This is a genomic window from Streptomyces sp. Y2F8-2 (genome assembly GCF_014905555.1).
Lineage (GTDB): Bacteria > Actinomycetota > Actinomycetes > Streptomycetales > Streptomycetaceae > Streptomyces > Streptomyces cynarae.
The window spans coordinates 398,148-422,574 of the sequence record NZ_BNGS01000008.1 but is presented as its reverse complement, the minus strand read 5'-3'; the positions used below and the strand labels follow the sequence as shown (position 1 = coordinate 422,574).

General features: G+C 70.7%; 18 protein-coding genes and 5 tRNA genes. 11 read left to right on the top strand and 12 right to left on the bottom strand.

From position 1 onward, the window contains the following. Positions 1-119: 119 nt before the first annotated feature. Positions 120-1,388, top strand: coding sequence for a tyrosine--tRNA ligase (gene tyrS, locus SY2F82_RS27440; RefSeq protein WP_200421800.1), 1,269 nt, complete (start codon positions 120-122; stop codon positions 1,386-1,388). Positions 1,389-1,522: 134 nt separating this feature from the next. Here tyrS and SY2F82_RS27435 read toward each other — a convergent pair whose 3' ends face one another. The 7 genes from SY2F82_RS27435 to SY2F82_RS27405 form a co-directional block, all read right to left on the bottom strand. Beyond that, positions 1,523-3,256 (bottom strand): heavy-metal-associated domain-containing protein, encoded by a 1,734-nt coding sequence (locus SY2F82_RS27435; RefSeq protein WP_200421799.1) that lies wholly within the window; start codon positions 3,254-3,256, stop codon positions 1,523-1,525. Between the two features lie 29 nt (positions 3,257-3,285). Further along, positions 3,286-3,678 (bottom strand): hypothetical protein, encoded by a 393-nt coding sequence (locus tag SY2F82_RS27430; RefSeq protein WP_200421798.1) that lies wholly within the window; start codon positions 3,676-3,678, stop codon positions 3,286-3,288. A gap of 92 nt (positions 3,679-3,770) precedes the next feature. Next, positions 3,771-3,843 (bottom strand) — tRNA-Lys (locus SY2F82_RS27425). Positions 3,844-3,978: 135 nt separating this feature from the next. Then, positions 3,979-5,553 carry an amino acid permease gene (locus SY2F82_RS27420; RefSeq protein WP_236041821.1) on the bottom strand — a complete coding sequence of 525 codons (1,575 nt, stop codon included), beginning with the start codon at positions 5,551-5,553 and terminating at the stop codon, positions 3,979-3,981. Between the two features lie 170 nt (positions 5,554-5,723). After that, on the bottom strand, positions 5,724-7,949 hold the full coding sequence (locus SY2F82_RS27415; RefSeq protein ID WP_200421797.1) for a DEAD/DEAH box helicase: 2,226 nt from the start codon (positions 7,947-7,949) through the stop codon (positions 5,724-5,726). Between the two features lie 262 nt (positions 7,950-8,211). After that, complete coding sequence (locus SY2F82_RS27410; protein ID WP_200421796.1) at positions 8,212-8,745, bottom strand: hypothetical protein; 534 nt, start codon at positions 8,743-8,745, stop codon at positions 8,212-8,214. 246 nt (positions 8,746-8,991) lie between these two features. Further along, positions 8,992-9,342, bottom strand: coding sequence for a metallopeptidase family protein (locus tag SY2F82_RS27405; protein WP_200421795.1), 351 nt, complete (start codon positions 9,340-9,342; stop codon positions 8,992-8,994). Between the two features lie 104 nt (positions 9,343-9,446). Here SY2F82_RS27405 and SY2F82_RS27400 point away from each other — a divergent pair, with 104 nt between their 5' ends. From SY2F82_RS27400 to SY2F82_RS27365, 8 genes are all read left to right on the top strand, one after another. Beyond that, positions 9,447-11,042 carry a metallophosphoesterase gene (locus SY2F82_RS27400; protein WP_200421794.1) on the top strand — a complete coding sequence of 532 codons (1,596 nt, stop codon included), beginning with the start codon at positions 9,447-9,449 and terminating at the stop codon, positions 11,040-11,042. Between the two features lie 80 nt (positions 11,043-11,122). Further along, positions 11,123-11,195 (top strand) — tRNA-Glu (locus SY2F82_RS27395). 37 nt (positions 11,196-11,232) lie between these two features. Further along, a tRNA-Asp gene (locus SY2F82_RS27390) sits at positions 11,233-11,307 on the top strand. A gap of 24 nt (positions 11,308-11,331) precedes the next feature. Next, a tRNA-Phe gene (locus SY2F82_RS27385) sits at positions 11,332-11,405 on the top strand. A gap of 175 nt (positions 11,406-11,580) precedes the next feature. Next, positions 11,581-11,856: a hypothetical protein gene (locus tag SY2F82_RS27380; protein ID WP_200421793.1), complete on the top strand. Its 276-nt coding sequence runs from the start codon at positions 11,581-11,583 to the stop codon at positions 11,854-11,856. A 99-nt stretch (positions 11,857-11,955) separates the two neighbouring features. After that, positions 11,956-15,900, top strand: coding sequence for an ATP-dependent RNA helicase HrpA (hrpA, locus tag SY2F82_RS27375; protein ID WP_200421792.1), 3,945 nt, complete (start codon positions 11,956-11,958; stop codon positions 15,898-15,900). A 92-nt stretch (positions 15,901-15,992) separates the two neighbouring features. Continuing rightward, positions 15,993-16,067 (top strand) — tRNA-Asp (locus SY2F82_RS27370). Positions 16,068-16,379: 312 nt separating this feature from the next. Further along, the gene (locus SY2F82_RS27365; RefSeq protein WP_200421791.1) at positions 16,380-16,583 is read left to right on the top strand and encodes a DUF6274 family protein; all 204 of its coding nucleotides are present in this window, start codon (positions 16,380-16,382) and stop codon (positions 16,581-16,583) included. Between the two features lie 477 nt (positions 16,584-17,060). On the opposite strand, the gene bldC is transcribed toward SY2F82_RS27365, so the two are convergent. Together bldC and SY2F82_RS27355 are read right to left on the bottom strand one after the other, a co-directional pair. Beyond that, entirely contained in the window at positions 17,061-17,267 is a 207-nt protein-coding gene (gene bldC / locus SY2F82_RS27360) for a developmental transcriptional regulator BldC (RefSeq protein ID WP_003949541.1), read from the bottom strand. A 566-nt stretch (positions 17,268-17,833) separates the two neighbouring features. Further along, positions 17,834-18,676 carry a hypothetical protein gene (locus SY2F82_RS27355; RefSeq protein WP_200421790.1) on the bottom strand — a complete coding sequence of 281 codons (843 nt, stop codon included), beginning with the start codon at positions 18,674-18,676 and terminating at the stop codon, positions 17,834-17,836. Between the two features lie 234 nt (positions 18,677-18,910). Between SY2F82_RS27355 and SY2F82_RS27350 the strand changes: the two genes are divergently transcribed. Both SY2F82_RS27350 and SY2F82_RS27345 read left to right on the top strand, forming a co-directional pair. Then, positions 18,911-20,002, top strand: coding sequence for a Glu/Leu/Phe/Val dehydrogenase (locus SY2F82_RS27350; RefSeq protein ID WP_200421789.1), 1,092 nt, complete (start codon positions 18,911-18,913; stop codon positions 20,000-20,002). A 303-nt stretch (positions 20,003-20,305) separates the two neighbouring features. Next, positions 20,306-20,557, top strand: coding sequence for a DUF3073 domain-containing protein (locus SY2F82_RS27345; RefSeq protein WP_200421788.1), 252 nt, complete (start codon positions 20,306-20,308; stop codon positions 20,555-20,557). 69 nt (positions 20,558-20,626) lie between these two features. Here SY2F82_RS27345 and purM read toward each other — a convergent pair whose 3' ends face one another. The 3 genes from purM to SY2F82_RS27330 all read right to left on the bottom strand — a co-directional run bounded on the left by purM (position 20,627) and on the right by SY2F82_RS27330 (position 24,406). Further along, positions 20,627-21,697: a phosphoribosylformylglycinamidine cyclo-ligase gene (gene purM, locus SY2F82_RS27340; protein WP_200421787.1), complete on the bottom strand. Its 1,071-nt coding sequence runs from the start codon at positions 21,695-21,697 to the stop codon at positions 20,627-20,629. A gap of 83 nt (positions 21,698-21,780) precedes the next feature. After that, positions 21,781-23,307: an amidophosphoribosyltransferase gene (gene purF, locus SY2F82_RS27335; RefSeq protein WP_200421786.1), complete on the bottom strand. Its 1,527-nt coding sequence runs from the start codon at positions 23,305-23,307 to the stop codon at positions 21,781-21,783. A gap of 301 nt (positions 23,308-23,608) precedes the next feature. Next, the gene (locus SY2F82_RS27330) at positions 23,609-24,406 is read right to left on the bottom strand and encodes a maleylpyruvate isomerase family mycothiol-dependent enzyme (RefSeq protein ID WP_200421785.1); all 798 of its coding nucleotides are present in this window, start codon (positions 24,404-24,406) and stop codon (positions 23,609-23,611) included. Positions 24,407-24,427 lie beyond the last annotated feature (21 nt).

Below are 24,427 nucleotides of genomic sequence, written 5' to 3'. Positions count from 1 at the left end.
GCGAATGGCCTGGCCGCTCCTTCACCGCCCGGCCGCTGAGCAGCACAAACGCAGAAATCCGGCCGGAGCACTACACTGGCCGCCACATTGACACCCGCGACTCTAGGAGACACAGGACCGTGACGGCCATCGTCGACGAGCTCATGTGGCGTGGGCTGATCGCCCAGTCCACTGACGAGGACGCACTGCGCAAGGCTCTCGCGGATGGCCCCGTCACGTTCTATTGCGGCTTCGACCCCACCGCGGCCAGCCTGCACGTCGGCCACCTGGTGCAGGTGCTCACCCTACGCCGACTCCAGCAGGCGGGGCACCGGCCCCTGGCCCTCGTGGGGGGCGCGACCGGCCACATCGGCGACCCGCGGCCGACCGCCGAGCGCACCCTGAACGACCCGGAGACCATCGCCCAGTGGGTGACCCGGCTGCGCGCGCAGATCGAGCCGTACCTCTCCTTCGAGGGCGACAACGCGGCGACCATGGTCAACAACCTGGACTGGACCGCGGGCCTGTCCGTGATCGAGTTCCTGCGGAACATCGGCAAGCACTTCCGGGTGAACAAGATGCTCACCAAGGACTCGGTCGCCCAGCGCCTGGCGTCCGAACAGGGCATCAGCTTCACGGAGTTCAGTTACCAGTTGCTCCAGGCCATGGACTTCCTGGAGCTGTACCGGCGGTACGGCTGCACCCTCCAGACGGGCGGCAGTGACCAGTGGGGCAACCTCACGGCCGGTCTCGATCTGATCCACCGCCTGGAGCCGCACGCCGAGGTGCACGCGCTCGCGACGCCGCTGATGACGAAGGCGGACGGCACCAAGTTCGGCAAGACGGAGACCGGCACGCTCTGGCTCGACCCGGAGATGACCACGCCGTACGCGTTCTACCAGTTCTGGCTGAACACGGATGACCGGGACATCTCGCGGTACATGCGCATCCTCTCCTTCAAGTCCCGCGAGGAGTTGGAGGAGTTGGAGAAGGTGACCGCGGAGCGACCGCAGGCCCGTACCGCGCAGCGTGCGCTCGCCGAGGAGCTGACCACGTTGGTTCACGGCGCCGACCAGTGCGCTGCCGTGATCGCCGCGTCGAAGGCGCTGTTCGGGCAGGGTGAACTCGCCGAACTCGACGAGGCGACGCTGGCGGCCGCGGTGTCCGAGCTCCCGAGCGCCAAGGTGAGCGAACTCGGCCAGATCACCGATCTCTTCGCGGAGGTCGGCCTGGTGGCGAGCAAGTCGGCCGCCCGCCGCACCGTGAAGGAGGGCGGCGCCTACGTGAACAACGTCAAGGTGACCTCCGAGGACGCGGTGGCCACGGCCGACCAACTGCTGCACGGTCGCTGGCTGGTGCTGCGCAGGGGCAAGAAGAACCTGGCAGTGATCGACGTCGCCGGAGCCTGAGGCAGCCCGGGAGACGGAAGCTCATCTCATCCGTGGGCGGGAGGCGTACTTCCCGCCCACGGAACCGGGGTTACGGCAACCGCCGGGCAAGCGAGCCGGCGGCATCTGCCCTCGCACGGGCGGACACATGAGGCTCACCGCACCGCGCGTCGCGCCGTCCTGGTGGACCACAGCAGGGCCAGCAGGCTCGCGACGTGCACCGGGGTGAGGGCGCGGAGGACGCCGTGCCTCCGGCCGACGAGGGCGAGCAGGGTTCCGGTGGTGGAGCCCGCCAGCGCCAGCCGGACGCAGCGCCGGGAGACCTCGCGGGCCGCGGTCACCGCGCGCAGGATGCGCCAGGCGTCCCGAAGACCGTCCGCGCAGACCAGGTCCGCCGACCAGGAAGCCTCGGCGCCCGGCGCGTCGGGCACCGCGACCGCGATGTCCGCGGCGGCCAGCGCCTCCGCGTCCGTACCGGAGATCACCAGGACGCCCTCCCCGTGGTCCCGCAGCGCGCACACCCGGTCGGCGAGGCGTTCGCGCCCGCCGACGATCTCGTCGGAGGGGCACAGGAGTTCACGGATGCGCTCGTCCTCGGTGAGCACCACCCGCGCTCCGGTGGCGCGTGCGGCGGCCAGCACCGTCACGGCGGGCGGAGCCGGCCGCCCGCCCTCCGTCACCAGCACCGCGGAGTCGACGACCACGGCGGAGACCACGTCGAGCAACCGCAGCGCCGACGGGTCCAGCGGTACGACACCACGCCGCGCCAGCTCACGTCCGACCGTGGCGGCGAAGGCCTCCCGCCCGTAACGGGCCGCCCGGGGGACGGCGGCGAGCAGGGCGTCCGCCGCGCGGCCGGTACTGCCCGTCAGCGCGAACACCGCCGCCGCGGTGAGCGGGGCGGCCGGCGCCAGCCGCGCCTCCCACCACTCGACGGGACCGGGCGGCCGTGCCCTGCCGCGCAGATGCCGCACCGGCCGGGTGTGCGGCACACACGCGGGGCCCGGGCACAGGTCCCTCTCGCGCCGCTCCCACACCTGACGCCGGGCGCGGATCTCGCGAAGCAGCAGCATCCGGTTCGCCGCGTCGACGGCCGGCATCCCGATACCGCCGTACAGCCCGCCCACGACGGCGCCGGCCAGCGACAGCAGCAGATCGGTCTCCAGCGGTCCGATACGGCGCACCAACGGTCTGCGCAGCCCCCGCTCCAGCTCCAGCGCCGCCACCGCCACGGGCACCACCCGGGGCAGCGACGGCAGCCCGAACACCCTCCGGACCACCCCGGCGGCCACCGCCGCGCAGTCGACCAGCAACTCGGCCGTCACCGCCGCGACCGGCGCGTCGTCGCCCGGGGTGACCGGCTGCGCCCAGGGGAAGTCAGCGTCCCGCACGCCCTGGGCCTTCTCCACCGCCCTGACCGTGTTCAGCAGGCGGTCGACCCCGACGCTGCGCTCGTCGAACGACAGCAGCACCTGGCCGGTCACCGCGTTGACCTCGGCCCACCGCACCCCGCTCAGTCCGCGCAGCGCCCTGGTCACCCCGCCGGTCAGCCGCTCCCGAGTGCGGCCGCCGCGATCGAGCCCGCGCACCTCGATATGCGCACGCCCGTGCGAGGCCCATACATGACGGGTGTGCCGCCGCGGATGGAGATCGGCCAGTACACGCCCCGCCCGCACGGCCCGCCCGGGAACCCCCGTGGCCGCCGAGAGGCCCTGTCGGACCGCCGCCACCGCGACCCGCCCGCTCCCCTCGGCCGCACGCAGCCCGGTCCTGGCCGCCACCGGCGCCACCCGCCCGGCGGTACGGGCGCCCGCCGCGCCGAGGGACCACGCCCCGCTGACCCCGGCACGGGTCACGGACGCCAGGGAGGACACCAGACTTCCGGCCACCACGTCCGGGTACCCGCAGGGCTCACGCTCTAATGCCGCTCGCCGGCCGCCACCGGGACGCTTCTGCTCGTCGTCTCTGCTCGTTCGGCTCTGCTCGTCGTCTCTACTCGTCGTCCGTGGCGGCGGTCATCTCCACATCCAGCACGCCGTCGTTCTCGAACAGCTCGGACGTCAGCCTCCAGCTCAAGCAGGACGCGTGCGGCCGGGTCGGTGCTGCCGGGCAGCCGGTCGACCTCGACCTGCAGGATGCGGAAACCACGCCGGGTGCAGATCTCCATCAGCCGGGGCAGCAGGGCCGTTCCGGTGCGGTAGCTCATGCGCAACTCGAGGACGGACGGCGCCCGGTCCGGCACGAGACGTGCGGCGAGCAGGGGATGGCCCCGTACGACGAGGAAGTGCAGGGCCGTGAGATGCTCCCGCACGGCCCGGAGAACGAAGCGGCGCCCGCCCCGGCCGAAGCCGAACCGGACGCCGCACGACAGGCCGGAGGGGCGTGCCCCTCGCCTGCGGACCGTAGGCCCTGTGGGACTCGAACCCACAACCAATGGATTAAAAGTCCACTGCTCTGCCAATTGAGCTAAGGGCCCTCGCGATGTTGCCTCCCCGAGCATAGCCCGACGAGGCCGTATCTCCGATCGGGTATCGGGGAGGCGGGCCGGAAGTGTTCGCTGTGGGTGGCATGTGGGTGGGTCTCGGGGCGGCCGTGCGGGTGGCCGGTGGGGCTACGGGTCGGCCGGCTCGGGGGCGCCGCTTGGGGTCTCCTCTGCTCGAGCGGAGCCGAGAGCTTGGGGAAGGGCGGCCTCGCGGATGCGGGTGCGTTCGTGGTCCGGGTTCAGGAACCAGTGGCGGGCCGAGGCCAGCCACCAGGTGGCCGCGAAGCCGAGGACGACCAGGACGGCGACCGGGGCGTAGTTGAACGTCTCCCAGGTGACCGGGGAGACCTGCGGGAGCATGAAGAGGATCGTGATCACGACGACCCAGGCCACCGAGATCACGCCGATCGGCTGGGACCAGCGGCCCAGGTGCCAGGGGCCGCGATCGAAGGTCCCGCCCCGGCGGACCCGCAGCAGGGTCGGGATGACGTAGGCGATGTAGAGGCCGATCACCGCGATCGACGTCACGGCCGCGTACGCGGTCACGTTGATCAGGTACGGCAGGCCCAGGGCCAGTGCCCCGATCGCCGCCAGCCACACCGCCGCCACGGGGGTGCGCGTGCGCGGGCTGACCGTGTGCCACACATGCGAGAACGGCAGCGCCCCGTCACGGGAAAAGGCGTAGATCATGCGGCTGTTGGCCGTCACGGACGCCATCCCGCAGAACAGCTGCGCGCCGATCACCACGAGCAGCAGCAGCTTGCCCGCGCTCGCTCCGAGGGCGTCCAGCAGGATCTGCGCGGGCGGCGCGCCGGTCGGGGACCGGAGTTCCTTGTCGTAGGACTGGATGGCGAAGGTGAAGCCCAGCAGGAGGACGAAGCCGGCGATCCAGGAGGTCCAGATGGAGCGGACGATGCCCTTCGGCCCCGCCGTGGACGCGTCGTGCGTCTCCTCCGTCATATGGGCGGAGGCGTCATAGCCGGTGAAGGTGTACTGGGCCATCAGCAGACCGAGCAGGACCACGTAAGTGCCGCTGCCCCAGCCCGTGTTGTTCACGAACTTCGTGAAGACGAAGGACGCCGACCGGTGGTGGTCCGGTACGAAGGCCAGCGCGCCGACGATGACCGCGACCCCGAGCACGTGCCACCACACACTGACGCTGTTGAGGATGGCGACGATACGGACGCCGAAGGTGTTCAGCAGGCCGTGCAGGAGCAGGATCGCCGCGAAGAGCAGAACCGTGCGGCCGGGGGTGACCTCGAAGTCGAACTGGAGGTTGAGGTACGCGCCCAGGAACGACGCGGCACCGAAGTCGATGCCCGCCGTCACGGCCACCTGACCCAGCACGTTGAACCAGCCGGTGAACCAAGCCCAGGCCGCGGCCGAGCGCGGCGGCGCCAGGCGGTGGGCCCAGAAGTACAGGCCCGCGGAGGTCGGGTACGCCGAGCAGATCTCGGCCATCGACAGCCCGACGAACAGCGTCATCAGGCCGACGGCCACCCAGCCCCAGGTGATCACGGCGGGGCCGCCGGTGTTCATCCCGAAGAGGTAGAGGGTCAGGCAGCCGGAGAGGACCGAGATGATCGTGAAGGAGACCGCGTAGTTGGAGAACGCCGACATCCGGCGCGCGAGAACCTGTGTGTAGCCGAGCTGGGCCAGCCGCTCTTCGTCCGACAGCCCGCTCGCTCTGACGTCATCTGTCATGCCCCCAGCGATTCCCTCGTCAGGGGCGTGACATGCGTCACCCGATGACTTGAAACCGACGGCCGGAAAAGGGGCTGCCGCCGTGGTGCGCGGAAGGGCCCCCCGTACGACGGAAAGCGGAAGGGCCCGCACGACGGGAAGTCGTACGGGCCCTCCAGGTTCACTCGGCGTCAGCCGTTGCGCTTCCAGCGCGGCTTGTCCTCGCGGCGGCCGAACGAGCCGGTGCCGCGGTGGTCGTCACGACGGCCGTAGGGGCGGTCGTGGCCGCCGGAGCGGAAACCGGGGCGGTCGCCCTGGCGGTCCCGGTTGAACGGGCGGTCGCTGCCACGGTGCCCGCCGCGCTCGTCACGCCGGTCGAAGGGGCGCCGGTCGTTGTCACGACGGAAACCACCACGGTCGTCACGTCGCTCGGACGAACGACGGTCGTTGTCACGGCGGTCGCGGTCGAACGGGCGGCGGTCACGGTCGTTGTCGCGGCGGAAGCCACCGCGGTCGTCGTCACGGCGGAAACCACCACGGTCGTCGTCACGGCGGAAGCCACCACGGTCGTCACGCCGGTCGAACGAACGACGGTCGTTGTCACGGCGGTCGCTGTCACGGCGGTCGAAGCCACGGTCGCGGTCACGGCCGGCGAAGCCGCGGTCACGGTCGAACGGGCGCCGGTCGCCGTCGCGGCGGAAGCCGCCCCGGTCGTCGCGCCGCTCGAACGAACGGCCGCCACGGTCGTCGTCCCGGCGGTCGAAGCCACGGTCCCGGTCACGGTCGAAACCACGGTCCCGCTGGAAACCGCCGCGCTCCTCCCGGCGTTCACGCCGCTCGTACGACGACGAACCGGCCGTACGCTCCGCGCGCTCGCCCTGTTCGGCGCCCTCGCCGCGCTCCGCCTCCCTGGCGGTCCGCCGCTCCGGCACCGAGACCTCGGCCGGCGCCTCGACGCTCTCCGCCGCCGCGGCTGCCACCGCCGCCTCCGGGTCCTCGCCCCGCTCCCGCGCGGCCCGCGCGACGAGGCGGTCGGCCTCGTCCCGCAGTTCGGCCGCACGCCGCGTCGCCCGCTCCAACTGCTTGGTGAGCTGCGCGACTTCCCGCTCGGCCTGCTGCGCGGCCATCCCGGCGGACTCCGCCTGGACCTCGGTCATCGACCGGGCGCCGGTGATCTCGGCGACCTCCGGGTCGAACGCGGCCCCGCCCTGGATGATGTGGCGCGAGGCGTCGACGCCCGCGTCCTCCATCAGCCGGAAGATCTGGCGCCGCTGGTGCGGCAGCGAGAGGGAGACCACCGTGCCGGTGCGGCCGGCACGAGCCGTGCGGCCGGCGCGGTGCAGGTAGTCCTTGTGGTCCCCGGCGGGGTCCACGTTGAGCACCAGGTCGATCCCGTCGACGTGGATGCCGCGGGCGGCGACGTCGGTCGCGACGAGCACGTTGACGTACCCGTCCTTGAAGTCGGCCAGCGTCCGGGTGCGCGCGCCCTGGGTCATGCCGCCGTGCAGCGCGTCCGCCTTCACCCCGGCGTCGCGCAGCTGTTCGGCGACACGGTCGGCACCCATCTGGGTGCGGACGAAGATGATGGTGCGGCCCTTGCGGGAGGCGATCGCGGCGGTGACCGGGGCCTTGTCCTTGGGCTTCACGATGAGGATGTGGTGCGACATGGTCGTCACCGCGCCCTGGGCGGCGTCCACCTCGTGGCTCACCGGGTCGTTCAGGTACCGGTCGACGAGGGTCTTGATCTCGTTCTCCATGGTCGCGGAGAACAGCATCCGCTGGCCGCCCGCCGGGACCTGGTCGAGCAGCTCGGTGACCTCGGGCAGGAAGCCCAGGTCGGACATCTGGTCGGCCTCGTCGAGGACGGCGATCCGCACGTCCTCGAGGGAGCAGGCGCCGCGGTTGATGATGTCGCGCAGCCGGCCGGGCGTGGCGACCAGGATGTCCACGCCGCGTTCGAGGGCGTAGATCTGGTTCGCCATGGAGGTGCCGCCGCAGACGACCTTCATCTTCAGCCCGAGCACGTCGCCGTAGGGCTGCAGCGCGTCCGCGACCTGCATGGCCAGCTCACGGGTCGGGGTGAGGATCACGGCCCGGGGCTTCTTCTTCTCGGTGTGCCCGCCGGCCAGGGTGGCCAGGGTGGGCAGACCGAAGGACAGCGTCTTGCCCGAGCCGGTGCGGCCACGGCCGAGGATGTCCTTGCCGGCCAGGGCGTCCGGGATGGTCGCGGCCTGGATCGGGAAGGGGACGGTGACGCCGTTCTGCGCGAGCTTGCGGACGACGCCCTCGGGCAGGCCGAGGTCGGAGAAGGTCGCCTCGGGAGCGGTGTCCTGGGCCTCAGCGGCCACAGAGGTGCCTTCGGTGTTCTGGGAGTCGTCCGCGGACAGGACGATGTGCTCGGTACCGGCAACAGACATGCGAAATGTGAACCTTCCGGAGTTCTGGCACGTGCCCAAACATCCGTGAAGTCGCATTCGACCGCCTCGATGCGGTCCGGCCACGGCTAGGGAGAGTACGCGCCACACGCGGCGCGTCTTCAAGGCGCCGGGCAAATGGGATCAAACGATCTACCAAGATACGCACCTCGACCCGCCGAAAGCAAACCGATCCACGCCCCCTCCGGGTGACTCTCGCCACAGGCACCAGGGCCCTGGATGCCGACCCTGGATGCGGACACGCCTATACCGCCGGGATTCCCGCTCGCGGCGCCGGTTCCCGCTGCGTCAGCTGCGTGGCCTGCCCGGGCGCCGAGGACGACGGCTCCGCGGTCGTCGGGGTCGGCGACGGCGGGTCCGGCCGGCTCGTCGGCGTCGGATCGACCGGAGTCTGCGTGGGGTCCGGCTCCCCCACCGTCGGCGCGGGCGGCACCGCACCGCCGCCCCCCTTGCCGGGCCCTGACGTCTCCTTGGCGGTCGGCCCGGTGTCCTTCGACCCGCCGCCCTTGGACGCCGACGCGGAGGGCGGCGCGGAGGACCCCCCGGCCCCGGACCCGGCCGGCTTCGGCGATCCCGCCTTGGCCGCCGCTCCGGCCAGACCCGCGTCCGCGCCCCCGCTCGTCGCCGAACCCCCGTCCGGTGCCGCGCCGCCGTGCCGCCCCACCGAAGGCGCCTGCGAGGGAGCGCCCGCGTCGTCCCCCACGCTCATGCAGCCGGTGGCGGCGGCGAGGGCCATGACCGTGGCGGCCAGACGGACGGGTACGTAACTGGCGCGCACGGGCAGCCACCTCCGGGGCATACGAGAAGTCAGCCTGCCCAACTCCCGCCGCCCGCAAGAGGACACGCGCCGCGCGGCGGCAACATCACCCGCCCGAGGTCACCTGTACGCAAGGACGCTCGACGGCCACCGCGGACATCGCTCCCGGACGTCACCCGCACCGGAGCACACTCCGTCCCGCGTCACCCGTGCCCCACTCGCACGCCTTCCCGCGTCACCCGTGCCCCGCCCGCACGCCCTCCCACGTCACCCGTACCCGAGCGAGTGCAGGCGGGCGTCGTCGATGCCGAAGTGGTGCGCGATCTCATGCACCACCGTCACCTCGGTCTCCGCGACCACGTCCTCCCGGGATTCGCACATCCGCAGGGTCGGCCCCCGGTAGATCGTGATCCGGTCCGGCAGTACGCCCGCGTACCACTCGCCGCGGTCCGTCAGCGGAGTGCCCTCGTACAGCCCGAGCAGCCCGGGATCGTCCGCGGGCGGCTCCTCCTCGACGAACACCGCGACGTTGTCCATGAGCCGCGTCAGCTCCGGCGGGATCCGGTCGAGCGCCTCGGCGACCAGTTCCTCGAACTCCTCGCGCGTCATCTCCAGCACAGGGCCATTGTCCGGCACGACACCCCGACCGGTGCGGTTCGACCGCCCCCGTATCCGTTGATCCCCTCCGCATATCCACTCAGCAACCTGGGCATACGGGACCAATGGACCGCGTCCCCACAGCAGCTCTGAACCGCGTTCGAAGGGCGCCCTCCACCCTCGCCCGGTACTACCGCTCACTCCGCCCGCACCCGGCCGCCGAACTCGTCCCGCAGCCCCACCCCTGGCTCCGGGCCCTCGGCATGGTCGTCGTGGTGCTGCTGGGCGCCTGGCTCGGCCTGTTGATCGTGGGCGATGTGCGCGTCCCGGTGGGCCCCATGAACACCACGATGACCCTGCGTCCCTCACTGGCCGGGGGCACGAAGATCAACATCTCCCCGCTCGGCGCCCTGGAGCTGAGCAGCCACCAGGCGCCCGTCCGCCTGGACGTCAACGTCGACCAGCTCGACCCGGGCCGCTCCCAGGAACTGGTGGACCACCCGGAGCGGATCTCCGGGCTCCAGCAGGAGATCACCGCCGACGTCGAGCACGGCACGCTCGACCTCGCCGTGCGTTCCTGCGTGGCCGTGGTCGCCGGCGCCACCGCGCTCGGCCTGGCGGTCTACCGCCGCCCCCGGCGGGCCCTCGCGGCCGGCGGACTGGCGTTCACCCTCCTCGGCGCCTCGGGAGCGACGGCGTACGCCACCTGGAACCCCGAGTCGGTCCTCGAGCCGAAGTTCTCCGGCCTGCTCTCCTCCGCCCCCTCCCTGGTCGGCAACGCGCGCAGCATCGTCACCGAGTTCGACGTCTACCAGCAGGAGCTGGCGCGCCTGGTGACGAACGTGACGAAGCTCTACGACGTCACATCCACCCTCCCCGCCTACCAGCCGGACCCGACGACGATCCGGGTCCTGCACGTCTCCGACATCCACCTCAACCCGGCGAGCTGGAAGATCATCGCCTCGCTGGTCGAGCAGTACGACGTCAACGTGATCGTCGACTCCGGCGACACCATGGACCACGGCACGGCGGCGGAGAACCGCTTCCTGGACCCGATCGCCGACCTGGGCGCCCCCTACGTCTGGGTCCGCGGCAACCACGACTCCCTCACCACCCAGCGCTACCTGGAGCACATGAAGAACGTGCACGTCCTGGACGACGGCAGGGCGGTCAGCATCGCCGGCCTGCGCTTCGCCGGTATGGGGGACCCGCAGTTCACCCCCGACCGGTCGGTCACCCCGGGCGGCGACCGCGCGGAGGAACTGGCGGGCGCGCGCCTGGCCACGGCCCTGCGCGACCAGAAGGCCGCGGGCAGGCCCGTCGACATCGCGATCGCCCACGAGCCGACGGCCGCGCGCCAGGTGGACGGCGATGTGCCGCTGGCCCTCGCAGGACATCTGCACCACGAGGGGATGGAGATCATGAAGTACGGCACCCGGCTGCGCATCGAGGGGTCGACGGGCGGCAGCGGCCTGCGGGCGGTCGAGCGCCAGTACCCGGCCCCGATCGAGGCCTCGATCCTCTACCTGGACCGGGACACCCGCCGTCTGCAGGCCTGGGACGAGATCAGGCTCGGCGGCCTGGGGCAGACGACGGCGGAGGTGACCCGTCACCTGGCCAAGGAGAACCAGCCGGGCGGGAGCCCCTCGCCGGGCACCACGCCCCCGAGCACGCCCCCCGCGAGCCGCTCCGGCGCGACCCCGACGCCGAGCGCCCCCTAAACGGTTTTGGCGAACCCTCCTCCCATCCCATATGCTTCTCACGTCCCCGACGCGCTGAGAAGCGCCCAGGCGGGCCGATAGCCCTCATCGTCTAGCGGCCTAGGACGCCGCCCTTTCAAGGCGGTAGCACGGGTTCGAATCCCGTTGGGGGCACGCACCACCCTGTGCGACACTGTCGTACGCAGCGCTTGGTCCTGTGGAGCAGTTTGGAGTGCTCGCCACCCTGTCAAGGTGGAGGCCGCGGGTTCAAATCCCGTCAGGACCGCTGAGGTTTCACCCGAAGCCTCGTGGCTGGGTAGCTCAGTTGGTACGAGCGTCCGCCTGAAAAGCGGAAGGTCGCCGGTTCGACCCCGGCCCCAGCCACCGCACCGAAAGCCTCGTCCTCCGGGACGAGGCTTTCGTCGTGAGGGGCCGTCGGCGGCGTCCCGACCGGTCGCTTGGCATGTCCCGGCTGGCCGCCTTGGCATGTCCCGTTCCGGGCGCTACGTTCTGGCTGGTCCAGGCAGCGACGGGGAAACTTGAGCCGGGGGCGAGTGCCATGCAGGACACGGAACTGGAGAAGACGCGGGCCCGCTACGGCCTGCTCGCGGTGATCATCAGCAACGTCGCCATCGCCGTCGTGGCGATCTTCGGCGTCTGGCGCCTGGACGGCGACAAGTCGGTGATGGTCGGTGTGCTCACCGCGGCCTTCACGGCGGTCAGCAGCATGACCACCGCGTACCTGGGCATCAAGGCCGTCTCCAACACGGCGAAGGCCATGGCGACCCGGGACCTGCCGGCAACGGCCACCGCTGCGCAGCAGCAGAACCCGTAGCGACCGGGCGGCTGCCACGGGACGGACAGGCCGCGCCGGGAACGGCCCGCGGCAATTCGTTAGCCACGAATTTCACCGAGGTGAGATCCTGGACCGCGTATGTCTACGCATCCCGCCTCCGCCCTCGGCACCCTCGCCCCTCGCCTGACCGAGCTCTCCCTGCGCGACGCGCACCGGCTCGGCCGCAGGCTGGAAGGCGCGCGCAAGATCCGCAAGCCGGAAGCCCGGGCCGCCGTACTCGCCGAGATCGAGGCGGAGGTCGCCAAGGCCGAGGCGCGGATCGGCGAGCGCACCGCCCGCGTACCCGCCGTCACCTACCCCGAGCAACTCCCGGTCAGCCAGAAGAAGACCGAGATCGCCGACGCCATACGCGACCACCAGGTCGTGATCGTGGCCGGTGAGACGGGCTCCGGCAAGACCACCCAGATCCCCAAGATCTGCCTCGAGCTCGGCCGGGGCGTGCGCGGGATGATCGGCCACACCCAGCCCCGCCGTATCGCCGCCCGCACCGTCGCCGAACGGGTCGCGGAAGAGCTGGACACCCCCCTCGGCGAGGCCGTCGGCTGGAAGGTCCGCTTCACCGACCAGGTGAACCCGGACGCCACCTTCATCAAGCTGATGACGGACGGCATCCTGCTCGCGGAGATCCAGACGGACCGCGAGCTGCGCGCCTACGACACGATCATCATCGACGAGGCCCACGAGCGGTCCCTCAACATCGACTTCCTGCTGGGCTACCTCGCCCAGCTCCTCCCCCGGCGCCCGGATCTCAAGGTCGTCATCACCTCGGCCACGATCGACCCCGAGCGCTTCTCCCGGCACTTCGGCGACGCGCCGATCGTCGAGGTCAGCGGCCGGACCTATCCGGTGGAGGTGCGCTACCGGCCGCTGTTGGAGGAGGACTCCGACGACGCTGACCGGGACCAGATCACCGCGATCACCGACGCCGTCGAGGAGCTGATGGCCGAGGGGCCCGGCGACATCCTCGTCTTCCTCTCCGGCGAGCGCGAGATCCGCGACACGGCGGACGCGCTCACCAGGAAGCAGTACAGGTTCACGGAGATCCTGCCGCTGTACGCCCGGCTGTCCCACGCCGAACAGCACCGCGTGTTCCAGCCGCACACGGGCCGCAGGATCGTTCTCGCGACGAACGTCGCCGAGACCTCCCTCACCGTCCCGGGCATCAAGTACGTCATCGACCCGGGCTTCGCCCGGATCTCCCGGTACAGCCACCGGACCAAGGTCCAGCGACTGCCCATCGAGCCGATCTCGCAGGCGAGCGCCAACCAGCGCAAGGGCCGCTGCGGCCGGACCAGCGACGGCATCTGCATCCGGCTGTACAGCGAGGACGACTTCGTCGCCCGCCCGGAGTTCACCGACGCCGAGATCCTGCGGACGAACCTCGCCTCCGTCATCCTCCAGATGACCGCGGCCGGGCTCGGCGACATCGAGAAGTTCCCGTTCATCGACCCGCCGGACCACCGCAACATCCGCGACGGCGTGCAGCTCCTGCAGGAACTGGGCGCCCTGGACCCCACGCAGAAGGACCCGCGCAAGCGCCTCACCGAAACCGGCCGCAAGCTCGCCCAGCTGCCGGTCGACCCGCGCCTCGCACGCATGGTCCTGGAGGCCGACAAGAACGGCTGCGTCCGCGAGGTCATGGTGATCGCCGCCGCCCTGTCCATCCAGGACCCGCGTGAGCGGCCCGCCGACAAGCAGACCCAGGCCGACCAGCAGCACGCCCGCTTCAAGGACGAGACGAGCGACTTCCTCGCCTATCTCAACCTCTGGCGCTACATCCGCGAGCAGCAGAAGGAACGCGGCTCGTCCTCCTTCCGCCGGATGTGCAAGCAGGAGTACCTCAACTTCCTGCGCATCCGCGAATGGCAGGACATCTACACACAGCTGCGCACGGTCGCCAAGCAGATGGACATCCACGTCAACGAGGACGACGCCCCGGCCGACCGCATCCACCTCTCGCTCCTCGCCGGTCTGCTGTCGCACATCGGCATGAAGGACGTCAAGGAGGGCGCGAAGAACGAGTACCTGGGCGCCCGCAACGCCAAGTTCGCGATCTTCCCCGGCTCGGCCCTGTTCAAGAAGCCCCCGCGCTTCGTGATGTCCGCCGAGCTCGTCGAGACCTCCCGCCTCTGGGCGCGCGTCAACGCCAAGATAGAGCCCGAGTGGGTCGAGCCGCTCGCCGGCCACCTCCTGAAGCGGACCTACAGCGAACCGCACTGGGAGAAGGACCAGGCGGCCGTGATGGCGTACGAGAAGGTCACGCTGTACGGCGTCCCGATCGTCGCGCAGCGGAAGGTGAACTACGGCCGGATCGACCCGGAGGCCAGCCGCGAGCTGTTCATCCGCAACGCCCTGGTCGAGGGCGACTGGCGCACCCACCACAAGTTCTTCGCCGACAACCGCAGGCTGCTGAGCGAGGTCGAGGAGCTGGAGCACCGCGCCCGGCGCCGGGACATCGTCGTCGACGACGAGACGCTGTTCGACTTCTACGACCAGCGGGTGCCCGAACACGTCGTCTCCGGCGCGCACTTCGACTCCTGGTGGAAGCGCAAACGCCATGAGCAGCCCGACTTCCTCGACTTCGAGCGCGAGATGCTCATCAACGAGAAGGCGGGCGCGGTCACCAAGGACGACTACCCCGACTCGTGGCGCCAGGGCCGGCTGAAGTTCCGGGTGACGTACCAGTTCGAACCGGGTGCGGACGCGGACGGCGTGACCGTCCACATCCCGCTGCAGGTGCTCAACCAGGTCACGGACGAGGGCTTCGACTGGCAGATCCCGGGCCTGCGGGAGGAACTGGTCACGGAACTGATCCGCTCCCTCCCCAAACCGATCCGCCGCAACTACGTCCCGGCGCCGAACTACGCGAAGGCGTTCCTGGAGAAGGCGGTGCCCTTGCAGGAGCCGCTGACCACCACGATGGCGCGTGAGCTGAAGCGGATGGTCGGGGTGCCGTTCGAGCCGGAGGACTTCGACTGGTCCAAGGTGCCGGACCATCTGAAGATCACCTTCCGGATCGTTGACGAGCGGCGCCGCAAGCTGGCGGAGGACAAGGACCTCGAGGCCCTGAAGCTGCAGCTGAAGCCCAAGGCGCGCAAGGCGCTGTCGCAGGCCGCGGCGGCCACCGCCGAACGGCAGGGCGGGGAGTCCCTGGAGCGCACGGGCCTCACGGACTGGACGATCGGCACGCTCACCCAGGTGTTCGAGACGCGCCGGGCCGGGCAGCCGGTCAAGGCGTTCCCGGCGCTGGTCGACGACGGCGACACGGTGTCCGTACGCCTCTTCGACACGGAGGCGGAACAGGCCGAGGCCATGTGGAAGGGCACGCGCCGGCTCATCCTGCGCAACATCCCGGTGAACCCCGCGAAGTTCGCGTCCGAGAAGCTGACCAACCAGCAGAAGCTCGCCCTGTCCGCGAACCCGCACGGCTCGATCCAGGCCCTGTTCGACGACTGCGCGATGGCGGCGGCGGACAAGCTGATCGGGGACTTCGGGGGACCGGCGTGGGACGAGGAGTCGTACCGGAAGCTGTTCGACAGGGTGCGCGCGGAGATCGTCGACACGACGGTGCGCACGGTCGCGCAGGTGCAGCAGGTGCTGGCCGCCTGGCAGGCCTGTGAGCGCCGCCTGAAGGTGGTGCGCAGCCCTGCCCTGCTGCCGAACCTGGCGGACGTACGGGCGCAGCTGGACGCCCTCGTGAAGCCCGGGTTCGTGACCGAGGCGGGGATACGGCGACTGCCGGACCTGATGCGGTACCTGGTGGCCGCGGACCGCCGCCTCCAGCAGATGCCGACGAACGTGCAGCGGGACACCACGCGCATGGACAAGGTCCGGGAGATGCAGGACGAGTACGCGTGGCTGCTGGAGCAGTTGCCGCAGGGCCGTCCCGTGCCGTCGTCGGTGCGGGACATCCGCTGGATGATCGAGGAACTCCGGGTCAGCTACTTCGCCCACGCGCTGGGCACGGCGTACCCGGTGTCGGACAAGCGGATCGTGAAGGCGATCGACGCGGCGGTGCCGTGACGACGCGGGCACGAAGGGTGAGTTCGACCAGGGGCTCACCCTCCTGTACAGTCTCTTCTCGCAGCGCAACGCACGAAAGCGCCGCGAGACCTGGTCCTGTGGAGCAGTTTGGAGTGCTCGCCACCCTGTCAAGGTGGAGGCCGCGGGTTCAAATCCCGTCAGGACCGCATCAGCGAAGGCCCGCATCCGGCAACGGACGCGGGCCTTCGCCATACCCCCCGGGCACGACACCACCAGCCGAGCCGGAGACCGCGCCGCGGCGCAGCCGCAACGGGGGCCGGTCGGCAGCGGGCGGAAGGGGTTCGGGGTGGAGCCCCGTGGCGGCATCTCAACGCCGGTCCGCCACCGCCGACGGCACCCCTCGCTCTCCCGAGCGGCAGCGCCAAGCGGCAGCGCCCCGTGCCTTGACGGAGTCACTTTCCCTCGGTACCCCAGAAGTCAGGGCTCCCTGAGTGCGGGCGGCCCCGGGGAGGTGGCGTATGGCGGCGTCCGTTCGGCACGAGACCGGCGCTCTGCTCCGGGCCCATCTGTCCGCCGCCGCCGGGTACCGCCATCTGACCCGGCACTGCCCCATCTGCCACCACCTGCTGCGCCTGGCCATGGAACCCGTCCAGCGCGGCGAGGAGGCTCCGGAGACGGCCCCGGAGGACGACAGCGCCCCCGAGAGTGCCACGACCCTCTGACAAACCCGGGGGTTCATCCCGCGCCGGCGTGGGCACTCCTGGACGTGCGGCCGCCCAACAGCCGCCGCTCAGTGGGCTGTTCCCTAGCAAAGACTCCGCACCCGCAACAAGGACTCTGGCATGTGACGGGTGTCACCGCACCAGTTTCGGGGAGCGCCGCCCTTACCCCCCTCCTACAAAGGGTCAATTTAATATGTGCAATTGCACCCTGCCCTGAGGTGACCCACAGCGGTTCCGACACCCCTCCCCAGACCGCGACAAGGCCGCTCACAGCCCGGCCCCGCACACCCGGTCGGCGCACAAAAAAGATCGCGCTGGACCCGGCGGAGTCCAGCGCGATCTACGACGCACCCTTGTCGTGCCTCTATTGACCTCGGGCGTGAGTCCTGTTGGGGCAGAACCCGCGTCGCTTGGAGCTGTTGTCCCGGACGTCACGGCAGGTGGGGGACCTGCCTGTATGTCCGGCTATGCGATTGTTCAGGCCTCGCTGCGCTGCTGCGGGATGCCCGCGAGCAGGGCGCGGACCTCGGCCTCGCGATAGCGGCGGTGCCCGCCGAGCGTACGGATGGACGTGAGCTTGCCGGCCTTCGCCCACCGCGTGACCGTCTTCGGGTCGACGCGGAACATGGTGGCGACCTCAGCCGGGGTCAGCAGCGGCTCGGCATCAGGGGTGCGAGCGGTCATGAGCGGCCTCCTCGGGAGAACCGAACCTTCTCGGTTCTTTCCTCTAAATTCTGCACCTTGACCCGCGTTGCCCGAAATGGCGGACGCGAGTCGAGTCGGTTATAGGACGAACGGCTTGTCCTCGGCACTACAACTACACCATCTGTCCAGCCGCGTAGGCCAAACCGATGGAATTGCCCTCCCAGGTGTTCATCAGCGACGGAAGCCGATGGACCATGCCATAGCGGACAGTCACGCCACTGTGACGAACAGTCACAGGACGATCAGGAGTCACGAGACCCCCCAAAGCGTGCAATGCTGAGTTTCCGCCCAGATGTGGGCAGAAGGAGCCTCCCCCGGGCTCCTTGTCCTATTTTGGCATGAGGAGGGCCGTAAGACGCAAGGTCCTTGTAAGTGCCGTCCGTCACGCTTGGCGGCATAAGCCCGGATCGGTCGCTACGTCCTCCGCCCCGATCCCGCACCTACCTGCGGTACGTCAACCATGGGCCAAGGGTTTCGACTTCACCATGTCTCGCGGGTCACAATTCGAGCAACGGTTCACCAGAGCCCCGGCTGAGGGACCGCCCTCAGTTCGCCGACCGGCGCTCCCGTACGGCCCGCCAGCGCTCCACCAGCCGCCCGTACGCCTCCCCGGCCGCCGCCCCGTCCCCGTGCCGCAGGGCCTCGACGCCCTCGGCGACGTCCGCGGCCGAGTGGTCCGCGTCCAGCTCGGCGGCCGGCAGGACGTGGACCAGCCCGCCGTAGTCCAGCTCGACCAGGGACCGAGGGTGGAACTCCTCCAGCCACCGCCCGACGTCCACCAGACCGTCGATGAGCGGTCCCTCGTCGATCGTGTCCCTCAGCGTCCTCAGCGTCCGCGCGACGCGCCTGCGGGCCTGCACCATGGGCGTGCGGTAGCGCAGCAACGGGGGCACCTCGCCGGTCCCCTTCTCGTACCTGCGCTCCTCGTCGGAGACCAGCACGAACCAGTTCAGCGGAACCTGCCAGGTCGCGGTGCGGATCCAGGGGCGCGCGTCCGGGTTCCGCTCCCGCCAGCGCTCGTAGTCCTGGGCGGCCTGGCGGCGCACGACGGGCGGCAGGACCGCGTCCAGGACCGGCGCCGGCAGCTCCTCGGGCAGCTCCCCCAGCGCCTGCCAGCCGCGCAGCCGGGTGCGCCAGGGGCACACGCACAGCACCCCTTCGACCTCGGTCACGAAGGCGTCGTCGCTCTCGTGCACCGGCACCGCGACCGGCGGCGTGGGCAGCAAGTCGGCCAGGGAACGGCGCAGTTCGTCCTGGTACGAGGGGCGGTCGGGGCGGCGGGCGTAGCGGGCCCAGTGACTGCGCTCCGGCTCCGGGAAGGCGGCCAGCGGCTCGTACACGCGCAAGTAGGACGCGTACGGGACGATCACCGAGGACACCTTGGGCACACCTGCTCCCTCCCCACCGGAACCCAACCCGAACCCGCCCGGGCACCGGCCCGGCCGAGGTGGAAAACCCTTGCAAATCGTCCCACGAACCCGTCCGGGCGTACTCCGAGGGAGGGTGATCCTCGGCACTGCGCGCAACGTGGGCGCCCGCACGCTCTACGCTCATGCCCACGGGCCCCGCCACCCGCACGGGACCCTCCCCCAACCGCCGCTACTCAACCGGGAGTCACCACCGTGACCGACGTAACCGGCGCACCTGCTGATGTACTGCACACCCTGTTCCGCTCGGATCAAGGGGGTCATGAGCAGGTCGTGCTCTGTCAGGACAGGGCCAGTGGCCTCAAGGCCGTCATCGCGATCCACTCCACCGCTCTGGGCCCCGCCCTCGGCGGCACGCGCTTCTACCCGTACGCGAGCGAGGAGGAGGCCGTCGCCGACGCGCTGAACCTCTCGCGCGGGATGTCGTACAAGAACGCCATGGCCGGGCTGGACCACGGCGGCGGCAAGGCCGTGATCATCGGCGACCCCGAGCGGATCAAGAGCGAGGAGCTGCTGCTGGCCTACGGCCGTTTCGTGGCCTCGCTCGGCGGCCGGTACGTCACCGCCTGTGACGTCGGCACCTATGTGGCCGACATGGACGTGGTGGCCCGGGCGTGCCCCTGGACCACCGGCCGCTCTCCCGAGAACGGCGGCGCGGGCGACTCCTCGGTGCTCACCGCGTACGGCGTCTTCCAGGGCATGCGGGCCTCCGCCCAGCACCTGTGGGGCGACCCGACGCTGCGCGGGCGCAAGGTCGGCATCGCGGGTGTCGGCAAGGTCGGGCACTACCTGGTCGAGCACCTGCTCGAGGACGGCGCCGACGTGGTGATCACGGACGTACGGCCGGACGCCGTGCGCCGTGTCACCGACGCGCACCCCCAGGTCGCCGTCGCCGCCGACACCGCTGCCCTCATCCGCACCGAGGGCCTGGACATCTACGCCCCGTGCGCCCTGGGCGGGGCGCTGAACGACGAGACGGTGCCGGTGCTGACGGCGAAGGTGGTGTGCGGCGCGGCCAACAACCAGCTCGCGCACCCGGGTGTGGAGAAGGACATCGCGGACCGCGGGATCCTGTACGCGCCCGACTACGTCGTCAACGCCGGCGGTGTCATCCAGGTCGCCGACGAGCTGCACGGCTTCGACTTCGACCGGTGCAAGGCGAAGGCGGCGAAGATCTTCGACACCACGCTGACGATCTTCGCTCGTGCGAAGGAGGACGGCATTCCGCCGGCCGCCGCGGCCGACCGGATCGCCGAGCAGCGGATGGCGGAGGCGCGCGGACGGTGACCTTCCCCAGGGGGGCCACCCGGGTTTGACCGGTACCCGCCGAGGGAGGGTTTGAGAGGACTCTCACTTTCCTCGGCGGGTCGTCGGCCAATAAGTGGTTAAAATCGGCCGTGACCAGCGAGGACAGGGCTCCTCGACGGTCATGGGCACACGCCCGTCCTGCGGGCGACGTACCGTATGGGCGTGGGCTCAGGTACCGTGGAAGCCCTACGGGCCGGTCTCTCTGCGGAGAGCCCGTTCCGGATCATGAACGCGTGTCAAGACTCTGGGGCCGTCGAGCCCCGTCGTTGAGGGGGTCGAGCCATGGGGCGCGGCCGGGCCAAGGCCAAGCAGACGAAGGTCGCCCGCCAGCTGAAGTACAACAGCGGTGGGACGGACCTCTCACGCCTGGCCGAGGAGCTGGGCGCATCGACGTCGAACGCGTCGCCGAACGGCGACCGGTTCGAGGACGATGAGCACGACGACGATCTGTACGCACGGTACGCCGAGCTGTACGCGGACGACGACGAGGACGAGCAAGACGAGTCGTCCTCTCGGCACCGTCGCGGCGCTTGACCCTGCACTGAGTTTTCACCCGGTCCGTGGCCCTGGCCACGGACCGGGTTCTGTGCTGTCGGCAGGGTCTCAGCCGGCGTAGTCCCCGACCAGGGCGGCACCCGTTTCGTGCTCGCCCCGCTCGGTGATCTCGCCGGCGACCCATGCGTCCACGCCGCGGTCGGCGAGGGCGGCGAGCGCGACGTCCACCGACTGCTCGGGGACGACCGCGATCATGCCGACGCCCATGTTCAGGGTCTTCTCCAGCTCCAGGCGCTCGACGTCGCCGGTCTTCCCGACGAGGTCGAACACCGCAGCGGGCGTCCAGGTCGAGCGGTCCACCGAGGCGTGCAGGTGGTCGGGGATCACGCGGGCCAGGTTGGCCGCGAGTCCACCACCGGTGACGTGGCTGAACGCGTGCACCTCGGCGGTGCGCATCAGGGCCAGGCAGTCCAGCGAGTAGATCTTCGTGGGCTCGAGCAGCTCCTCGCCGAGGGTGCGGCCGAGGTCGTCGATGTGCTGGTCGAGGCCGAGCTTCGCCCGGTCGAGCAGGACGTGCCGGACGAGGGAGTACCCGTTGGAGTGAAGTCCGGAGGACGCCATGGCGATCAGCGCGTCACCCTCACGGACCCGCTCGGCGCCGAGGAGCCGGTCGGCCTCCACGACGCCCGTACCGGCGCCCGCGACGTCGAAGTCGTCGGGACCCAGCAGACCCGGGTGTTCGGCCGTCTCGCCGCCCACCAGGGCGCACCCTGCCAGCACGCAGCCCTCGGCGATGCCCTTCACGATCGCGGCGACCCGCTCGGGATGGACCTTGCCGACGCAGATGTAGTCGGTCATGAACAGCGGCTCGGCGCCGCACACCACGATGTCGTCCATGACCATGGCGACCAGGTCGTGGCCGATGGTGTCGTAGACGCCCATCCGGCGCGCGATGTCGACCTTGGTGCCGACGCCGTCGGTGGCGGAGGCGAGCAGCGGACGCTCGTAGCGCTTGAGGGCGGAGGCGTCGAAGAGGCCGGCGAAGCCGCCGAGGCCGCCGAGGACCTCGGGGCGCTGCGTCTTCTTCACCCACTCCTTCATGAGCTCCACGGCGCGGTCGCCCGCTTCGATGTCGACGCCTGCCGCCGCGTAGGAAGCACCGGTTTGGGTCTCAGACATTGCCTGGGATCTTTCGGGTTGGTGGCTGGGTCTTCCGGGGGACTCCCCCGGACTCCGGGGGACTCCCCCCGGACCCTCTGGTCTTACGGGCGACGGATCGCGTCGGTCGCGGCCGTGGCGGCGGGACCGGCGGCCAGCTCGGTCTCCAGCAGCTGCTTGCCGAGGAGCTCCGGGTCGGGCAGCTCCATCGGGTACTCGCCGTCGAAGCAGGCGCGGCACAGGTTCGGCTTGGCGATGGTGGTCGCCTCGATCATGCCGTCGATGGAGATGTACGCCAGGGAGTCGGCGCCCAGGGAGCGGCCGATCTCCTCGACCGACATGCCGTTGGCGATCAGCTCGGCGCGGGTGGCGAAGTCGATGCCGAAGAAGCAGGGCCACTTCACCGGCGGGGAGGAGATCCGGATGTGGACCTCGGCGGCGCCCGCCTCGCGCAGCATCCGCACCAGGGCGCGCTGGGTGTTGCCGCGCACGATCGAGTCGTCGACGACGACCAGGCGCTTGCCCTTGATGACTTCCTTGAGGGGGTTCAGCTTCAGGCGGATGCCGAGCTGGCGGATCGTCTGCGAGGGCTGGATGAAGGTCCGGCCGACGTAGGCGTTCTTCACCAGGCCGGAGCCGAACGGGATGCCGGAGGCCTCCGCGTAGCCGATCGCGGCGGGGGTGCCGGACTCGGGCGTCGCTATGACCAGATCGGCGTCGACGGGCGCCTCCTTGGCGAGCCGACGGCCCATCTCGACACGGGAGAGGTACACGTTCCGGCCGGCGATGTCGGTGTCCGGGCGGGCCAGGTACACGTACTCGAAGACACAGCCCTTGGGCTTCGCTTCCGCGAACCGGGAGGTGCGCAGACCGTTCTCGTCGACGGCCACGAACTCGCCGGGCTCGATCTCGCGGACGAAGCTCGCGCCGACGATGTCGAGCGCGGCGGTCTCGGAGGCGACGACCCAGCCGCGCTCCAGCCGGCCGAGGACCAGCGGGCGGATGCCCTGCGGGTCGCGGGCCGCGTAGAGGGTGTTCTCGTCCATGAAGACGAGCGAGAAGGCGCCCTTGACCTGGGGCAGGAGCTTGGGGGCCGCCTCTTCGACGGTCAGCGGCTTGCCGTCGTCGTCGACCTGGCCCGCGAGGAGCGCGGTGACGAGGTCGGTGTCGTTGGTGGCGGCGACCTGGGTGGCGCGGCCGTTCTCCTTGGGGAGGTCGGCGACCATCTCGGCGAGCTGCGCCGTGTTGACCAGGTTGCCGTTGTGGCCGAGCGCGATCGAGCCGTGCGCGGTGGCGCGGAACGTCGGCTGGGCGTTCTCCCAGACGGAGGCGCCGGTGGTCGAGTAGCGGGCGTGACCGACCGCGATGTGACCCTGGAGCGAACCGAGGGAGGTCTCGTCGAAGACCTGGGAGACCAGGCCCATGTCCTTGAAGACGAGGATCTGGGAGCCGTTGCTCACCGCGATACCCGCGGATTCCTGACCCCGGTGCTGGAGGGCGTAGAGCCCGAAGTACGTGAGCTTTGCGACCTCTTCGCCCGGAGCCCAGACACCGAAGACGCCGCACGCGTCCTGGGGGCCTTTCTCACCGGGGAGCAGATCGTGATTGAGTCGACCGTCACCACGTGGCACGCCACCGAGTGTAGGCGAGATCGTGCACTGGTCCGAATCCGGTCATCGATGCCGCACGCCGTGCGCAGTGGCCGGACGCTCGTGGTCGGCGCTCGGAGACCGCGCTGGCGCCCTTGTCGTTTTCGCTGGTCAGCGCGGCGCTGCGGTGGTCGGGCGGGGAGGTCCGCGGACGGCCGGAGAGCTTGCTCAGCGTCTCGCCGGTGTCTGCGAGTGAGCCGTCGCACATCTTGCGGATGGGCGCCCCGGAACGCTCTCCGTGAAGTGACCGAGGCGTACCGTCGCCCCCGCCTCCACGACGGCCTCACGCCATCAGGGGAAGCAGCCCGCTCAGGTCGGCCCGTTCGCCGCTCGCGCTGACCTTGGCGTCGGCGAGGGCCGTGTCCCAGCTCGTACGGCCGGTGGCGAGCCGGACCCAGGTCAGCGGGTCGGTCTCGACGACGTTGGGCGGGGTGCCGCGGGTGTGCCGGGGGCCTTCGATGCACTGCACGACGGCGTACGGCGGGACGCGCACCTCGGTGGAGGCGCCGGGCGCCTTCACGGCGAGCGCGTCGGCGAGCAGCCGGGTCGCTGCGGCGAGGGCCTGGCGGTCGTAGGGGATGTCGAGGCCTGGGACGGCGGCGTTCAGGTCGTCGGTGTGGACGACGAGCTCGACGGTGCGGGTGACCAGGTAGTCGGCGAGCGGCATGGCGCCCGCGGTGGTGTCGAGCAGCCGGGTGCCGGGGTGTGCGGCGAGGAGTTCCGAGAACTCCTTCTCTATGCCGGCGAGGTAGCTGTCGAGGTCGGGGTTCTGGGCGGCGAGTGCGCGGGTGGTGTCCGCGATGGCACCCGAGTTGGCGGAGGTCGCGAAGGGCCAGTCGAGGACGGTGGCGTTCTGCGCGGCGGGTTCCGGCCTGCCGAGGAACCGCCCGAAGGCCGAGAGGGCCATCCCGATGTGCGCGGCCAGTTCCCGTACGGTCCAGTCCCCGAGCCGGGTGGGCAGCGCGAGTCGTTCGGCCGGGAGGGTGCTCACGGCCTCCCTCACGTTCCCGAACTGCGCGAGAACGGCGGCGCGGGTCTTGACGGGGTCGTAGGTCCGAGTGCGCTTCTTGGCCGGGGGCATGGCGCCGAGCCTAGTGGGCGC

Bases quoted from the DNA above. Each gene is read 5' to 3' on its own strand.
- SY2F82_RS27420 (WP_236041821.1), bottom strand. From the start codon at position 5,553: ATGACAGATGACGTCAGAGCGAGCGGGCTGTCGGACGAAGAGCGGCTG.
- SY2F82_RS27415 (WP_200421797.1), bottom strand. From the start codon at position 7,949: ATGTCTGTTGCCGGTACCGAGCACATCGTCCTGTCCGCGGACGACTCC.
- SY2F82_RS27400 (WP_200421794.1), top strand. From the start codon at position 9,447: ATGGACCGCGTCCCCACAGCAGCTCTGAACCGCGTTCGAAGGGCGCCC.
- SY2F82_RS27380 (WP_200421793.1), top strand. From the start codon at position 11,581: ATGCAGGACACGGAACTGGAGAAGACGCGGGCCCGCTACGGCCTGCTC.
- hrpA (WP_200421792.1), top strand. From the start codon at position 11,956: ATGTCTACGCATCCCGCCTCCGCCCTCGGCACCCTCGCCCCTCGCCTG.
- SY2F82_RS27365 (WP_200421791.1), top strand. From the start codon at position 16,380: ATGGCGGCGTCCGTTCGGCACGAGACCGGCGCTCTGCTCCGGGCCCAT.
- bldC (WP_003949541.1), bottom strand. From the start codon at position 17,267: ATGACCGCTCGCACCCCTGATGCCGAGCCGCTGCTGACCCCGGCTGAG.
- SY2F82_RS27345 (WP_200421788.1), top strand. From the start codon at position 20,306: ATGGGGCGCGGCCGGGCCAAGGCCAAGCAGACGAAGGTCGCCCGCCAG.
- purM (WP_200421787.1), bottom strand. From the start codon at position 21,697: ATGTCTGAGACCCAAACCGGTGCTTCCTACGCGGCGGCAGGCGTCGAC.
- SY2F82_RS27330 (WP_200421785.1), bottom strand. From the start codon at position 24,406: ATGCCCCCGGCCAAGAAGCGCACTCGGACCTACGACCCCGTCAAGACC.